The following is a 14,502-nucleotide window of genomic DNA, read 5'->3' as shown; positions in this document are numbered from 1 at the left end:
CGATGAACTGGATCTCCAACGTGGTGCGGCCGAAGATCCGGTCGTTCCTGCGGCGGGACACGCCTGAGAACCTGTGGATCAAGTGCCCGGACTCCGGGCAGCTCGTCTTCCATAAGGACGTCGAGGCGAACCAGTACGTCATCCCCGGCTCGAACTACCACATGCGGATGGCCGCCGTGGCGCGGCTGAAATCCATGTTCGACGACGGCCGCTACGAGGACGTGGCGCTTCCGGAGGTCCCGCTCGATCCGCTGAAGTTTCGCGACGAGAAGCGCTATGTCGACCGCCTGAAGGACGCCCGGACGAAGACCGGGGCCGTCGATGCGGTCAAGATCGGCGTCGGCGACGTCGAGGGCCTGCCGATCACCATCGGCGTGCAGGACTTCGACTTCATGGGCGGTTCGCTCGGCATGGCGGCCGGCGAGGCGGTGATCCGCGGCATCGAGACCGCCATCGACCGGCGCACCCCTTTCGTGATGTTCGCCGCCTCCGGCGGGGCGCGCATGCAGGAGGGCATGTTCTCCTTGATGCAGATGCCGCGCACGACGGTCGCCGTGCAGCGCCTGCGCCTGGCCAAGCTGCCCTATATCGTGGTGCTCACCAATCCGACGACGGGCGGCGTCACCGCCTCCTACGCCATGCTGGGCGACATCCACATCGCCGAGCCCGGCGCCCTGATCGGCTTCGCCGGCCCGCGCGTCATCGAGCAGACCATCCGCGAGAAGCTGCCCGAGGGCTTCCAGCGCGCCGACTTCCTGCGCGAGCACGGCATGGTCGACATGGTCGTGCACCGGCACGAGCTGAAGGCCACCATCGCCCGCCTCTGCCGCGTCCTGATGCGCGCCGAGCCCGTGGTGATCGGGCCCGCCGACGCCGAGCCGCTGGCCGAGGCGGCGCAGTAAGAGCTCTTTCGCCAGTGCTAACGACCCCTTAATCCGCCGCATTTAGCGTGCTTGTGCTGCGATGTGGGCCGCCTTGGCAGAAGGCCGGCGGCCGGCGGCGGAGCGATGAGGGGCGCCGGAAGGAATGACGGACGGGCGGCGGGACCGGACGAAACAGCGGCTCGAGCCGGAGTTCGGGGCGCAGGCCCCGGCCCGGGCGTCCCTGGATCTCCGGTTGAGCAGGCGCGACCGTCCGGCCTATACGGACCACGACGCCGAGGACCGGCGCGCCGAGGGACGGCGCGATCCGACCTTCGACCCCCTGATCGCCCCCGCACTCGATCCCCTCGCCGAAGGTGGGCGCCGGCGGATCGGCTCAGACAGCCGCGAGCCCGAGCGCGCGACGACGCCGGTCGACGATGAGGACGCGGAGCTTCCGCGGACGAGCATGGCGCGATCCGCTTCCAGCGGCGGCCGGCGATCCGGCGCATCGTCCGAACGCCGGTCCGGCAAGCCGGCCGAGGGCCGGGGCGGAGCCGGCGGCTCCGGCCGTGGGCGCGGATCCGGCAAGGGCCGCAAGGGCCGGGGCTTCTTCGGCCACGTCTTCTACTGGTCCTTCGTGCTGGGCGTCTGGGCGGCCATCGGGCTCGGCGCCCTTATCGCCTACCACGCCTCCAAGTTGCCGCCGATCGACTCGCTCGCGGTGCCGAAGCGGCCGCCCAATATCGCCATCCTGGCGTCCGACGGCTCCCTCCTGGCCAATCGCGGCGAGACCGGCGGCCGCACCGTGACCCTGAAGGAGCTTCCGCCCTATCTGCCGATGTCCTTCGTGGCGATCGAGGACCACCGCTTCTACCACCACATGGGCATCGACCCGGTCGGCATCTCCCGCGCCGTGTTCCGCAACCTGACGCGCGGCGGATCGTCCATCCAGGGCGGCTCGACGCTGACCCAGCAGCTCGCCAAGAACCTGTTCCTCACGCAGGAGCGGACCGCCTCGCGCAAGATCCAGGAGGCCATCCTGGCGCTGTGGCTGGAGCGCACCTATTCCAAGGACCAGATCCTGGAGCTCTATCTGAACCGGGTCTATTTCGGTTCGGGCGCCTACGGGGTGGAGGCGGCCTCCCAGAAATATTTCGGCAAAAGCGCCCGCAGCGTCACGCTGGGCGAGGCCGCCGTGCTGGCCGGCCTGGTCCAGGCCCCGTCCCGGCTCGCCCCCAACCGCAATCCCGTGGCCGCCCAGGCCCGCGCCACGCTGGTGATCGCCGCCATGGCCCGCGAGGGCTTCGTCAGCGACCAGATGGCCAAGATCGCGCTCACCAATCCGAGCCAGCCCGTGAAGCCCGGAGGGGCGGGATCGGTCAACTACGCCGCCGACTACGTCATGGACGTGCTGGACGACTATATCGGCACGGTCGACAAGGACATCGTGGTCCGCACCACCATCGATCCGGCCATGCAGGCGACGGCCGAGAAGGCGCTCGTCGACGAGCTCGCCCAGAAGGGCGACAAGTTCGGCGTCAGCCAGGGCGCGGTGGTGGCGCTGCAGCCCGACGGCGCCGTGAAGGCGCTGGTCGGCGGACGCAGCTACACCGATTCGCAGTTCAACCGCGCCAGCGTCGCCAAGCGCCAGCCGGGCTCGGCCTTCAAGCCCTTCGTCTATCTCGCCGCCCTCGAGAAGGGGCTCACGCCCGCCTCGATCCGCGAGGACTCGCCCGTGAACGTGAAGGGCTGGCAGCCGGAGAATTCGACGCGCGAATATCGCGGCCCGGTGTCGCTGCGCCAGGCGCTGGCGCTCTCCATCAACACCGTGGCGGTGAAGCTCGCTTTGGAGGTCGGCCCCAAGGCGGTGGTTTCGACGGCCCATCGCATGGGCGTCCAGTCCAAGCTGGAGCCGAACGCCTCGATCGCGCTCGGCACCTCCGAGGTGACCGCGCTGGAGCTCGTCTCCGCCTACGCGCCCTTCGCCAATGGCGGCATCGCGGTGCAGCCCTACGTGATCACCCAGGTCAGGACCAGCGACGGCCAGACCGTCTATCGCCGCACCGGGACGGGGCTCGGCAAGGTCATCGAGCCCCAGGCGGTGGGCATGATGAACGCCATGCTGCGCGAGACGCTGCTGACCGGCACCGGCCGCAAGGCCGAGCTGCCCGGCTGGGAGGCGGCGGGCAAGACGGGCACCAGCCAGGAGCATCGCGACGCCTGGTTCGTGGGCTATACGGGCTCGCTCCTGGCGGGCGTCTGGATGGGCAACGACGACGGCTCACCGACGAAGAAGACGTCCGGCAGCAACCTCCCGGTGGAGGTCTGGAGCCGCTTCATGAAGGCCTCGCTGGCGTCCACGCCGCCCGTCCCGTTGCCTGGCGGTCCGTGGAAGCTGCAATGGCCCGTCCCGGCCGACCAGGGCCAGCCGGCTCCCCAGACCGCCCCCATGGCGGACGCCGGCAATCCCATTCCGCCCGAGCAGACCTTTGGCGTCGCGCCTCCCGCGCCCGTCGGGGCGGCCCGCGGCGCGCCGCTGGTCATCAGCCCGCTGGCGCAGGGCGGTCCCGCGCCGCAGCCGTCCCGCCGCGTGGTGGCCGAGGACGGCGTGCTGCGTCCGCCCGGGTCGGTGCCGGGCGGCGACGGCGGCGCGCGGCGGCAGGCCTATCCGCCGCAGGAGCGCAGCCTCCTCGACCGCCTGTTCGGCGGCTGACCTCAGGCGCCGCGGGCCCGGATCGACCGGGTCGCGGCGAAGAGCCCCAGCGCCATCAGGCCGAGCAGCGCCACCGCGAAGGGCAGGGGCCAGGCCTGCCCGTTCAGCGCCTGCCCGAGGGCCGCGCCCACGAAGGCGGCCGAGGTCATCTGGATCAGCCCCAGGAACGACGAGGCCGCGCCCGCCCGGTCCGGGAAGGGCTGCATGGCGGCGGCCATCGCCTGCGGCATCACCAGCCCGACCCCGCAACAATAGAGAGCCATCGGGATGGTGATGGCCAGCGAACTCGCCATGCCGGCGCCCACCAGCGCCGCCATCGTCACCCCGGCGACGCTGAGGCAGGCCACGCCGACGCCGATCGTGCCGTCGAAGCCCAGCCGCAGCACCAGCCGCCGGGCCAGCACCGTGCCGGCGATGAAGCCCAGAACCGGAAAGGTGAAGGACAGCGAGTAGGCGATCTCGCCCAGCCCGTAGACGCCCTGCAGGACGAAGGACGAGCCGGAGATGAACGAGAACAGGCCCCCATAGGCGAGCGCGCTCAGGCCCACATAGACCCGGTAGGCCCGGTGCCGCCACAGAGTCCCGAAGCCCCGCACGATCCCCACCGGCGACAGCGAGGCCTTGCCGGCCGTCCGCAACGTCTCGGGCAGGAGCAGCACGACGACAGCCCCCAGCGCCGCGCCGCCCACCAGCGCGGCCACGAAGCTGGCGCGCCAGCCGAACGTCGTCTGCAGCACGCCGCCGAGCAGCGGCGCCAGCGCAGGCACGACGCCCATCACGGTGCCCATGCGGGCGAGCTCCCGCCCAGCCCGGGGACCTTCATAGAGATCCCTCACCACGGCGCGGGCGAGCACGATCGGGCCGGAAGCCCCGAAGGCCTGCAGGAACCGCGCCCCGATCAGCATCTCGATGCTGGTGGAGACGGCGCAGAGGGCCGTCGCGAGCAGGAAGGCGCCCAGCCCGAACAGCAGCACCGGCTTGCGGCCGAACCGGTCCGAGAACGGCCCATACACCACCTGTCCGGCGGCGAAGCCGAGCAGGAACACCGACAGGGTGAGCTGCGTCTGCGACGTGCCGGCCGCGAGCTTCACCGAGATGTCCGGCAGGGACGGCAGGTACATGTCGGTGGACAGCGGGCCGAGGGCGGTCAGCAGGCCGAGAACGGCGGTCAGCGCGAAGGTGTCGGGGCGCAGCTTCATCGGGAGCCTCTGAGGTCGCCGCGGGTGTATCCGGGCGGACCCTCCCTGTCGACGGCCAAGGCCCTCAGCGGTAGCGGTGGAGGCCCGCGCCGTGGCGCTTCAGCCAGGCTTCGGCGTCGTCGGTGCGCTGGCACAGGCGGTGCACGATGCGCCAGAACCGCGCCGAGTGGTTCATCTCCTTGAGGTGGCCCACCTCGTGCGCGGCCAGGTAGTCGAGCACGAAGGGCGGCGTGAAGATCAGCCGCCACGAGAAGTTCAGCCTCCCGGTCGACGAGCATGAGCCCCAGCGGCTGCGGGTGTCCCGCAGCGTGATCTTGGCCGCTTTGACGCCGAGCGCGCCGGCGTGGACCGCCACCGCGTGGTCCAGGTCGCGCTTGGCCTCTCGCTTGAGGAAATCCAGGATTCGCCGGTGGGCGTGCTCGGCCGCCCCGGCGACGACGAGGAGCGGCCGCCCGTCCGCGCCGGTCTCGGTCCAGACCGTGCCGCGGGCGCCGGGCCGGTGCTCGATCCAGTGCTCGACGCCCCGCAACGGAAAGCGGCCGCCGGGCTCCAGGGGCGCCTCGTCCGGCAGGCGCGCCAGGCGCGCCGCGATCCAGCCTCCGTGGCGGGCGGCGAAATCGAGCGCGGTGTGCAGGTCGGCGCGGGCCGGAAGGCTGAGCACGACGCCGCCGGTCGCGGCGCTGACCCGCAGCGTGAAACGGCGGGCGGCGGACACGCGTCGGACGGCGACCCGGAAGATGTCGCCGTTGTGCCGCACCTCGATATGGGACGGATCCGCCGCACGCGCCGGGGGCCGCGCGACTCGCAAACCGAGAATCATGCCCTGAGCGTGAGCGACGGCGCGGCCTTTGTCACGCCCGCTGATGCCCCCTCCCCTGGGGGGAGATGGCCGGGTCTCAGCGCCCGTCCGCCGACTACTCGGCCGGGACGCTGCTGGCCTGGCGGTTGAACGGCACCACCGCGGGGCTCTGCCGGGTCTTGTTCGACTTGCGGTAGTTCTGCTCGCAGTTGGAGATGAAGTCGGCGATGCGCGGCGCGATTTCGGCGCGATAGCGCGAGCCGTTGAACACGCCGTAGTGGCCCACCTTGGGCTGCACGTAATGCGCGCGAAGGTCCTTCGGGATGGACGCGCACAGGGCGTGCGCCGCCTCGGTCTGGCCGACGCCCGAGATGTCGTCCTTCTCGCCTTCCACCGTCATCAGGCCGCAGCGCTTGATCGCCGTGAGGTCGACCTTCTTGTCGCGGTGCATCATCTCGCCCTTCGGCAAGGCGTGCTGGACGAACACGGTGTCGACGGTCTGCAGGTAGAACTCCGCCGTCAGGTCCATGACGGCGAGATACTCGTCATAGAACTCGCGATGCTTTTCGGCGGAATCGCCGTCGCCCTCGACCAGATGCTTGAACATCTCGCCCTGCGCCTCGAGATGGCGGTCGATGTTCATCGCCATGAAGCCAGCGAGTTGCAGGAAGCCCGGATAGACGTCCCGCATGAAGCCGGAGTTCGGCAGCGGCACCTTGACGATGCAGTTGCGGCGGAACCACTCGATGCCGCGCTTCTCGGCCAGCAGGTTGACCTGCGTGCGGCTGACGCGCGTGTCGATCGGCCCGCCCATCAGCGTCATGGAAAGCGGCGTCTTGGGGTCGTTCTCGGCCTCCATCCGGGCGATCGCGGCGATCACCGGCACGGCGGGCTGACACACGGCCATGACGTGCACGTCCGGCCCGAGCAGCTGGAGCATCGAGATGACGTAGTCGATATAGTCGTCGAGGTCGAAGCGGCCTTCGCTGAGCGGCACCACGCGGGCGTCGATCCAGTCCGTGATGAACACCTCATGGGTGGGCAGGAACGCTTCGACGGTGCCCCGCAGCAGCGTCGCGTAATGGCCGGACATCGGCGCGACGATCAGCAGCTTGGGCTGGCGCGGCCGCATTTCGCCCAGCGCGCGATCGAAGTGGATCAGCTTGCAGAAGGGCTGCTCCCAGACATAGCGCTCCATCACGGCGACGCGCTGGCCGCCGACCAGGGTCGACCCGAAGCCGAAGGCCGGCTTGCCGTAGCGGCGGGTCGAGCGCTCGAAGAGCTCGCAGCCGGCCGCCATCGAGCGGCCGAACGACGTCTTGGAGACGGGGTTGAGCGGATTGTCGTAGAACACCCGCGTGGCGTCCGCGAAAGCGCGGGCCGGGCCCATCATGGCGTGAGCCGCTTCGTACCACATGTAATAGGGCAGTTGCATGCTGCACTCCGTTGCTAGGCCGGGCGTCCTGCGCATGTTGCAATGCGATGCCGACCAGAACCTTAGCGGTTCAGCCCCGTCACACAATCATCCTTAGGTGAAAGAAGCGTGATGAACCGGGACAGTGTGTCGCTCAGGTGACGCCCCGTCGGTGAGGAACAACACAGGCCGCGGCGGGATGGTTCCCGCACCGCACAACGCAGGGTCGGCCGGCGCGGCCCGTCGCAAGTGGCGCGATGACCCGCTTCACGAAAAAGCGAGCGTTTTCCGGTCTGAAAAAGCCTGAACGAGGCTTTCTCGATGCGAAACCCGCACTATCTAAGCCTCATGCCCGACATGGGAGACATCGACTTTAGCCGCAGCGGCTTCGAACGCAGCGCAAGCCGCCTCCGGCTGGACACGCTGGTGCGCCTGCGCTGGCTGGCGCTCGGCGGCCAGTGCGTCGCGGTCGGCGTGGTGGCCGGCTGGCTCGAATTCCCGATGAAGACCGAGGCCTGCCTCGCCGTCATCGCCGTGTCGGTCGCCCTCAACCTGGCGCTGCGCTTCAATTATCCGGTGAGCCAGCGTCTCAGCGACGGCGCTGCGTCCGCGCTGCTGGCCTACGACATCCTGCAGCTCGCCGCGCTGCTCTACCTGACCGGCGGACTGGAGAACCCGTTCTCCATGCTGCTCATGGCCCCCGTGATGATCTCGGCGGCGTCGCTGGCCCCGAGCCGGACGGTGACGCTGGGCGTCCTGGCGATCACGGCCGCCACCGTGCTGCTCTTCGCCCATGACCCGCTGCCCTGGGCGGCCGACGACCCGCTGCGCTTTCCGCTGATGTACCGGGCCGGCATCTGGTCGGCGATCCTGCTCGGGCTGGTGTTCATCGGCATCTACGCCTGGCGGGTGACCGAGGAGGCGAGGCAACTCGCCCAGGCGCTCGCCGCGACCGAGCTGGTTCTCGCCCGGGAGCAGCATCTGTCGCAGCTCGACGGCCTGGCGGCCGCGGCGGCGCACGAGCTTGGGACGCCGCTCGCCACGATCGCGCTGGTCGCCAAGGAGCTGGACCTGATCGGCCCCAAGGAAGGCCCCATGGCCGAGGACATCGCGCTCCTGCGCGAGCAGGTGGAGCGTTGCCGGGGGATCCTGGGCAAGATCACTTCGCTGGGCAACGATCCCGGGCCGCTGGAATCCATGCGGCTCAGCATGCTGGTCGAGGAGATCGCCGCGCCGCAGCGGCCTTTCGACGTGCAGATCGACGTGGAGACGCGCGGCTCCGGACCCGAACCGGTCTGCCGGCGCAATCCCGGACTTCTCTACGGGCTCGGCAACCTCGCCGAGAACGCCGTCGACTTCGCCCGCGAGAGGGTGCGGATGACGGCCCGGTGGGACGACGACTCGGTGGCGGTGACCATCCGGGACGACGGCCCCGGCTTCGCTCCGGACATCCTGGCCCGGGTCGGCGAGCCATACGTCACCAAGCGCGGGGATCGCGGCGCGCAGGGTGGCGGCGGGGGAGGCATGGGCCTCGGCCTGTTCATCGCCAAGACGCTGCTGGAGCGATCCGGCGCGACCCTGTCGATGAGCAACGCCCTCCCCCCGCAGACGGGCGCCATGGTGACGGTGACCTGGCAGCGGCTCGCTTTCGAGCGGGGCGTCGCCGCGTCGCGCCCCCCGCTGGATCCCGGGTTTCCGCTCTGAATGCGTCTTTCGCGCCGAGAGTGAACCAATCCGAAAACGGCGCGTAGACTCCTTGGAGGCTGTGCAAAGCCATGTTGGACCAACTATCCCCCCGCGCGGCAGGAGCCGCGCTCAGTTCGACCGAGTCGTCCCTGCTGATCGTGGACGACGACCGCCCGTTCCTGACCCGCCTGGCGCGGGCCATGGAGGCGCGCGGCTATGAGGTCGCGACCGCCGAGACCGTGCAGGACGGCGTGGCCGCGATCAGGGCGAAGCCGCCGGCTTTCGCCGTGATCGACATGCGCCTCGCCGACGGCAACGGCCTCGACGTGCTGGCCGAGCTCAACGAGCGACGTCCGGAGGCCCGCGGCATCATCCTGACCGGCTACGGCAACATCGCCACCGCGGTGACGGCCGTGAAGCTCGGCGCCTATGACTATCTGTCGAAACCGGCCGACGCGGACGAGATCGACGCCGCCCTGAAAGCGACCGGCGACGAACGCGCCGCCCCGCCGGCCAACCCCATGTCGGCGGACCGGGTGCGCTGGGAGCACATCCAGCGCGTGTATGAACTGTGCGGACGCAACGTCTCGGAGACTGCGCGGCGCCTGGCCATGCATCGACGCACCCTGCAGCGGATCCTGGCCAAGCGCGCCCCGCGCTGACCGGGGTCGCCCGCCCGGCGGTTTGAGCCGCGACCGGGGGTCGTGCTAAGCACGGCCCCCGTCGTTGCGTCGGAGCCGTTCGATGAACCCGATATTCGCCGACCTGCCCACCACCGTGTTCGAGGTCATGTCGCGCCTGGCGCGGGAGACCGGGGCGATCAATCTCGGCCAGGGCTTCCCGGACTCGCCCGGACCCGAGGACGTCCGCCGCGCCGCCGCCGACGCCGTGATGACGGGCTGGAACCAGTATCCGCCCATGATGGGCCTGCCCGAGCTGCGCCAGGCCGTCGCCAGCCACTACGTCCGCCACCAGGGCGTCGAGCTCGACCCCGAGCGCGAGGTGATGGTCACCTCCGGAGCCACGGAGGCGCTCGCCGGCGCCCTCATGGCGCTGATCGAGCCGGGCGACGAGGTCGTTCTCTTCCAGCCGCTCTACGACGCCTATCTGCCGCTGGTGCTGCGGGCCGGCGGCACGCCGCGCCTCGTGCGCCTGCAGCCCCCGCACTGGCGCTTCACGGAGGAGATGCTGGAGGAGGCCTTTTCGCCGCGCACGCGCGTCGTCCTCTTCAACAACCCGCTCAATCCGGCCGGCGTCGTCTATGGCCGCGAGGACATGGAGCTTCTCGCCCGGTTCTGCATCCGCAGCGGCGCCGTCGCGGTCTGCGACGAGGTGTGGGAGCACGTCGTGTTCGACGGCCTGCGGCACCTCTCCATGCTGTCCATCCCGGGCATGCGCGACCGCACCGTCAAGATCGGCTCGGCCGGCAAGATCTTCTCGCTTACGGGCTGGAAGGTGGGCTTCGTCTGCGCCGCGCCGGAGATTCTGCGCGTCCTCGCCAAGGCGCATCAGTTCCTCACCTTCACGACGCCGCCCAACCTCCAGGCCGCGGTGGCCTACGGGCTGGGCAAGGACGATTCCTATTTCGAGGGCATGCGGCGCGACCTGCAGCGCAGCCGCGACCGCTTCGCCGACGGGCTGAAGGAGCGCGGCCTCGCCGTACTGCCGAGCGCCGGAACCTATTTCCTCAATGTCGACATCGGCCCGCTCGGAGAGACGGACGACGTCGCCTTCTGCGAGCGCCTCGTCCGCCAGCACGGCGTCGCCACGATCCCCGTGTCGGCCTTTTACGCCCAGGATCCGATCAGGAGCGTGGTCCGGTTCTGCTTCGCCAAGGGCGACGAGGTTCTGGACGGCGCCCTGGCCCGCCTGGGCTCGGTCGCCCGGCAGGCGGCCTGAGGCGGCCGTGGCGGGTCCGGGCGCGCTGGCTCTCCTTCGCATCCTGGGCGCTTCGGCGCTCGCGGCCGTCGCGCTGCTGGCCGGCCCGATCCAGGCCCAGACCCCGGCCGCCCCCGCGGCGAAGTCGCTGAACCTCTACGCCTGGCCCGACTATTTCGACGCCGCGATGCTGGACCGCTTCACCCGCGAGACCGGCGTCACCATCCTGTACGACCCCTATGACGGACCCGAAGCCGCCGAGGCGAGGCTCGCCGGCGGGCAGGCGGGCTACGACGTCGTGGCGGCGTCCGGGCCGATGGTCCAGCGGCTCTCGGCCAAAGGCGTCCTGTCGCGGCTGGACCGGGCCCGGCTGCCCGGCCTGAAGTCCGTCTGGCCGGAGGTCGCCGACCGCCTGCGCGCCTTCGACCCCTCCGGGACGGCGGCGCCCTATATGTGGGGCGCGTTCGGCATCGGCTACAACGTCGCCAAGATCCGCGAGCGGCTGGGCGACCGCCAGAACGGCGGCTGGGACATGGCGTTCCGGACGGAGGTGGGCCGCCTCAAGGATTGCGGCGTCATGCTCGCCGATGCGCCGGACGACATCTACGCGGCCGTCCTGCGCATGCTGGCGCTCCCGCCGGACCTGAAGCGCCCGCCCGACATCGACCGCGCCACCGACACGCTGTTCCGGACCCGCACCGCCATCGCCCGCTATGGAACGGCGGAGGCCGCCAACGGACTGGCGAGCGGCGAGGCCTGCCTGGCGGCGGCCAGTTCGGCGGATGTCGTGCAGGCCCGCAAGCGGGCCAGGGAGGCGGAGAACGGCGTCGAGATCGCCTTCCTGGTCCCGCGCGAGGGCGCGCCCATCTGGATCGACTCGCTCGTCATCCCTGCCGACGCCCCGCACAGGGACGCGGCCTACGCGTTCGTGGAGTTCATGCTGCGGCCGGACGTGGCCGCCCGCAACGTCGAGGCCGTGGGCTACGCCAGCGCGGTGCTGGCCGCCAGGCCGCTGGTCAGGCCCCAGATCGCCAACGACGCCGCGGTCTATCCGGCGCCCGACGCGGTGCGGCGGTTGTTTGCCGTTCCCGCCCCGGACGAGCGAATCCAGAAGCAGATCGCCCGGGGCTGGCAGAAGGTGAAGACCGGCAAATAGGTCAGCGGTCCGCCTTGCGACGACGGTGGGCCAGCTCGCTGATTCCGAACGTCGCTCCCGCGAGGGCGAGCGGGACGAAGAAGTAGATGGCCCGGAACGCCAAGAGCCCGCCGATCAGGTTCGCGCCCGGCAGCAGCACGCCCACCACGCTCTCGATCACGCCGAGCCCGCCCGGCACATGGGTGATCATCGTGGCCGTGTTGGCGATGACGTAGACGGAGGCGACCGAGAGGTAGCCGACCTCAGCCTGCGAGGCGAGCGCCTGGTGGAGGCAGCCGGCCACGAGCGCGAAGTTCGCCGCCCCGACCACGATCTGCGCCAAGGCCAGCCTCACGGGCGGCGTCTCGATGGACCAGCCCCGGATCGAGACGGCCCGCGGCCCCCAGGCGGCCAGCGCCACATAGGCGGCCGTGAGCGTCAGGCAGGCGACCCCGAGCGCGACGACCCAGCCCTCGTCGAGGCCGATCACCCTGGCGCCGAGATCCGGGCGCAGCAGCAGCGCCGCCCCGCCGAGCGCCAGCAGGCCGAGCCCGACCGTTGCGCCGCAGAATACGACCAGCTTGGCGACGTCGCCGACGCCGAGGCCCCAGCGGGCGTAGAAGCGGTACCGGATGGCCCCGCTGCTCAGGCCCGCGAAGCCGATGCTGTGGCCGAGGCCGAGGCTCGTGAAGGAGGCGAGCGCGGCCTTCCAATAGGGCAGGGGCTTGCCGAGATAGCGCAGCGCCAGCCAGTCGAAGCCGGTCAGCGCCACATAGCTCGCCGCCGCGAAGCCGCCCGCCGCGGCGAGGCGCGAACCCGGAACCGCCTGCACGGAGGCGACGATCTCGTCGAAGCTGTGCTGGCGCAACGTGCGCCAGATCAGGAAGGCTGACAGCGCCACGGCCGCGATCGCGAACACGCGCGACCAGAGGCGCTTGCGGGCGCCGGCGCTGCGCGCGCCGGTCCGGGCCTCGTCTCGGGCCTGCGGGGCGGTTCCCGCGTCCTGGGCGACCGTCATGCGGGGGCCGCCTCCGCCCGGAGGGCCGCGTCCCGCCCGACCTCGATCCGCAGGGACGGGGAGCTCGGCCGGGTCAGCCGAAACTCCACCAGCAGCGGCAGGTGATCCGACGCGGCCCGGGCCAGCGGCGTCCGGATGGTCTCGGCCCGGGTCACCTCGACGCCGCCGGACACGAACACGTGGTCGATGCGCAGCATCGGCATGCGGCTGGGAAAGGTCGCCTGCGCCCTGGCCGCCGGGGGCGAGGTCTGGGCGTCGCGCAGCCGCGCCGCGACGCGCCGGTAGGCGCGCGAGTGCGGCGCCGCGTTGAAGTCGCCGAGCAGGATCACCGGATCCGCGCAACGGGGGTGGCCCAGCCATTCCGGACCCAGCAGCGCCTCGATCTGGTTCAGCCGCTCCTGGCCGCGCAGGCCCATATGGGTGTTGATCACCTGCACCTCGCCGCCCTGGGCCTGGACGGCGGCCCACAGGGCCCCGCGCGGCTCGATGCCGGGCCTGGACCGGAGGCCGGGAAGCGCGCCGGCCTTCACGACGCGCGAGGGCCGCGCGGTCAGGATGGCGTCGCCATACTGCTCCTCCATGACCCGAAGAGCCGGGTGGAAATGCATCTGCATCCCAAGCCGGTCGGCGATCGCCTGCGCCTGGTCCACGCCGCCCGTCCGCCGGCGTCCGACGTCGAGCTCCTGCAGCGCCACGATGTCCGGCTGGCAGGCGGCGATCACCGCCGCGATGCGGCCGGGATCGAGCACGCCGTCGATTCCCAGGCAGCGATGGACGTTGTAGGTGAGAATCCGGGTCATGCGTCCTTGCGGTGTGGTCGACGCGCCGTCGCGCGCCCGGATGCAACGTCCGAGGCGGGCGAGCGTTCGGCCCGACCTCGCAATCCCTCATGGAGCGGTTGCGCCGGCGGCCCTTCCAACCGCCCGGACGCGGCATTAGGCTCCCGGCCTCTCCGCCCGGACGACGGGCGCAAGGCCCCGACGGGCCGACCTGAATGGGATGACGCCGCCATGGATCTCGGACTGAAGGACAAGAAGGCGCTGGTCGTCGGCGCAAGCCGCGGCCTCGGCGCCGCGATCGCCCGCACGCTGGCTCTCGAGGGCGCGACCGTGTTCGCGGCCGCGCGCAGCGTCGACAAGATCGAGGCCTGGATCGCCGAGCTGCCCGCCGACGCGCGGGGCCGCGTCTCCGCCCTCAGGCTCGACACCGGCGACCTCGCCCAGGTGGACGCGGCCTGCGAGACCCTGCTGGCGCAGGGCGGGGTGGAGATCCTGGTCAACAACACCGGCGGGCCTCCGCCCGGCGTCGCGGCCGAGGTGAAGCGCGACGCCTGGATCACGCAGTTCCAGGGCATGGCGGCCAACCTCTTCCACCTCACCCAGCGCCTGCTTCCCCCGATGCGCGAGCGCAAATGGGGCCGGGTGATCACAGTGGCGTCGTCCGGAATCGAGCAGCCGATCCCCAATCTGGCGCTCTCCAACGGGATCCGCTCGGCCGTCCTCGGCTGGTCCAAGACGCTGGCGGCCGAGGTCGCGGCGGACGGCGTGACCGTCAACATGGTCCTGCCCGGCCGGATCGAGACGGAGCGGCTGGGGCAGCTCGACAAGGCCAACGCCGAGCGCCAGAACGTGCCGGTCGACAAGATCGCCGAAGCCTCGCGCGCCGCCATCCCGGCCGGCCGCTACGGCACGCCGCAGGAATTCGCCAATGTGGTGGCGTTCCTGGCGGGCGAGCCCGCCTCCTATGTCACGGGCTCGAAGATCCGCATCGACGGCGGCGCGACCCGCAGCGTCTGAG

Annotated in this window: 13 protein-coding genes; 7 read left to right on the top strand and 6 right to left on the bottom strand. The window is 71.0% G+C overall.

Going from position 1 to position 14,502, the window contains the following annotated elements; genetic code table 11:
* Window positions 1-2: 2 nt before the first annotated feature.
* Complete coding sequence (accD, locus tag ACYVO7_RS02415; protein WP_460448542.1) at window positions 3-902, top strand: acetyl-CoA carboxylase, carboxyltransferase subunit beta; 900 nt, start codon at window positions 3-5, stop codon at window positions 900-902.
* Between the two features lie 427 nt (window positions 903-1,329).
* The gene (locus ACYVO7_RS02410) at window positions 1,330-3,576 is read left to right on the top strand and encodes a transglycosylase domain-containing protein (protein WP_460448541.1); all 2,247 of its coding nucleotides are present in this window, start codon (window positions 1,330-1,332) and stop codon (window positions 3,574-3,576) included.
* 2 nt (window positions 3,577-3,578) lie between these two features.
* Here the strand turns inward: ACYVO7_RS02410 and ACYVO7_RS02405 are convergent, their stop codons facing one another.
* From ACYVO7_RS02405 to ACYVO7_RS02390, 4 genes are all read right to left on the bottom strand, one after another.
* Window positions 3,579-4,775, bottom strand: coding sequence for a multidrug effflux MFS transporter (locus ACYVO7_RS02405; RefSeq protein ID WP_460448244.1), 1,197 nt, complete (start codon window positions 4,773-4,775; stop codon window positions 3,579-3,581).
* Window positions 4,776-4,839: 64 nt separating this feature from the next.
* Window positions 4,840-5,595: a M48 family metallopeptidase gene (locus ACYVO7_RS02400; RefSeq protein WP_460448243.1), complete on the bottom strand. Its 756-nt coding sequence runs from the start codon at window positions 5,593-5,595 to the stop codon at window positions 4,840-4,842.
* 94 nt (window positions 5,596-5,689) lie between these two features.
* Window positions 5,690-7,009 carry a polyhydroxyalkanoate depolymerase gene (locus ACYVO7_RS02395; protein ID WP_460448242.1) on the bottom strand — a complete coding sequence of 440 codons (1,320 nt, stop codon included), beginning with the start codon at window positions 7,007-7,009 and terminating at the stop codon, window positions 5,690-5,692.
* A 133-nt stretch (window positions 7,010-7,142) separates the two neighbouring features.
* Window positions 7,143-7,259, bottom strand: coding sequence for a hypothetical protein (locus tag ACYVO7_RS02390; RefSeq protein ID WP_460448241.1), 117 nt, complete (start codon window positions 7,257-7,259; stop codon window positions 7,143-7,145).
* A gap of 86 nt (window positions 7,260-7,345) precedes the next feature.
* Here ACYVO7_RS02390 and ACYVO7_RS02385 point away from each other — a divergent pair, with 86 nt between their 5' ends.
* The 4 genes from ACYVO7_RS02385 (at window position 7,346) to ACYVO7_RS02370 (ending at window position 11,708) form a co-directional block, all read left to right on the top strand.
* On the top strand, window positions 7,346-8,692 hold the full coding sequence (locus tag ACYVO7_RS02385; protein WP_460448540.1) for an ActS/PrrB/RegB family redox-sensitive histidine kinase: 1,347 nt from the start codon (window positions 7,346-7,348) through the stop codon (window positions 8,690-8,692).
* Window positions 8,693-8,763: 71 nt separating this feature from the next.
* On the top strand, window positions 8,764-9,336 hold the full coding sequence (locus tag ACYVO7_RS02380; protein ID WP_406856017.1) for an ActR/PrrA/RegA family redox response regulator transcription factor: 573 nt from the start codon (window positions 8,764-8,766) through the stop codon (window positions 9,334-9,336).
* An 82-nt stretch (window positions 9,337-9,418) separates the two neighbouring features.
* Entirely contained in the window at window positions 9,419-10,573 is a 1,155-nt protein-coding gene (locus ACYVO7_RS02375; RefSeq protein WP_460448240.1) for an aminotransferase, read from the top strand.
* Between the two features lie 7 nt (window positions 10,574-10,580).
* Window positions 10,581-11,708: an extracellular solute-binding protein gene (locus tag ACYVO7_RS02370; protein WP_460448239.1), complete on the top strand. Its 1,128-nt coding sequence runs from the start codon at window positions 10,581-10,583 to the stop codon at window positions 11,706-11,708.
* A gap of 1 nt (window position 11,709) precedes the next feature.
* Here the strand turns inward: ACYVO7_RS02370 and ACYVO7_RS02365 are convergent, their stop codons facing one another.
* Window positions 11,710-12,705 carry a lysylphosphatidylglycerol synthase domain-containing protein gene (locus ACYVO7_RS02365; RefSeq protein WP_460448238.1) on the bottom strand — a complete coding sequence of 332 codons (996 nt, stop codon included), beginning with the start codon at window positions 12,703-12,705 and terminating at the stop codon, window positions 11,710-11,712.
* The gene (locus ACYVO7_RS02360) at window positions 12,702-13,505 is read right to left on the bottom strand and encodes an endonuclease/exonuclease/phosphatase family protein (protein ID WP_460448237.1); all 804 of its coding nucleotides are present in this window, start codon (window positions 13,503-13,505) and stop codon (window positions 12,702-12,704) included. The genes ACYVO7_RS02365 and ACYVO7_RS02360 overlap by 4 nt, the downstream gene beginning before the upstream one ends.
* Window positions 13,506-13,715: 210 nt before the next feature.
* On the opposite strand from ACYVO7_RS02360, the gene ACYVO7_RS02355 reads away from it, so the two are divergent.
* Window positions 13,716-14,501 carry an SDR family oxidoreductase gene (locus tag ACYVO7_RS02355; protein ID WP_460448236.1) on the top strand — a complete coding sequence of 262 codons (786 nt, stop codon included), beginning with the start codon at window positions 13,716-13,718 and terminating at the stop codon, window positions 14,499-14,501.
* Window position 14,502: the final 1 nt, after the last annotated feature.

It is taken from the genome of Alsobacter sp. SYSU BS001988, from assembly GCF_054796215.1.
Note: the sequence above shows the minus strand (reverse complement) of the source record. Positions and strands in the feature narration are given on the sequence as shown.

Bases quoted from the DNA above. Each gene is read 5' to 3' on its own strand.
- ACYVO7_RS02405 (WP_460448244.1), bottom strand. From the start codon at position 4,775: ATGAAGCTGCGCCCCGACACCTTCGCGCTGACCGCCGTTCTCGGCCTG.
- ACYVO7_RS02395 (WP_460448242.1), bottom strand. From the start codon at position 7,009: ATGCAACTGCCCTATTACATGTGGTACGAAGCGGCTCACGCCATGATG.
- ACYVO7_RS02365 (WP_460448238.1), bottom strand. From the start codon at position 12,705: ATGACGGTCGCCCAGGACGCGGGAACCGCCCCGCAGGCCCGAGACGAG.
- ACYVO7_RS02385 (WP_460448540.1), top strand. From the start codon at position 7,346: ATGGGAGACATCGACTTTAGCCGCAGCGGCTTCGAACGCAGCGCAAGC.
- ACYVO7_RS02355 (WP_460448236.1), top strand. From the start codon at position 13,716: ATGGATCTCGGACTGAAGGACAAGAAGGCGCTGGTCGTCGGCGCAAGC.
- ACYVO7_RS02360 (WP_460448237.1), bottom strand. From the start codon at position 13,505: ATGACCCGGATTCTCACCTACAACGTCCATCGCTGCCTGGGAATCGAC.
- ACYVO7_RS02400 (WP_460448243.1), bottom strand. From the start codon at position 5,595: ATGATTCTCGGTTTGCGAGTCGCGCGGCCCCCGGCGCGTGCGGCGGAT.
- ACYVO7_RS02380 (WP_406856017.1), top strand. From the start codon at position 8,764: ATGTTGGACCAACTATCCCCCCGCGCGGCAGGAGCCGCGCTCAGTTCG.
- ACYVO7_RS02410 (WP_460448541.1), top strand. From the start codon at position 1,330: ATGGCGCGATCCGCTTCCAGCGGCGGCCGGCGATCCGGCGCATCGTCC.
- ACYVO7_RS02375 (WP_460448240.1), top strand. From the start codon at position 9,419: ATGAACCCGATATTCGCCGACCTGCCCACCACCGTGTTCGAGGTCATG.
- accD (WP_460448542.1), top strand. From the start codon at position 3: ATGAACTGGATCTCCAACGTGGTGCGGCCGAAGATCCGGTCGTTCCTG.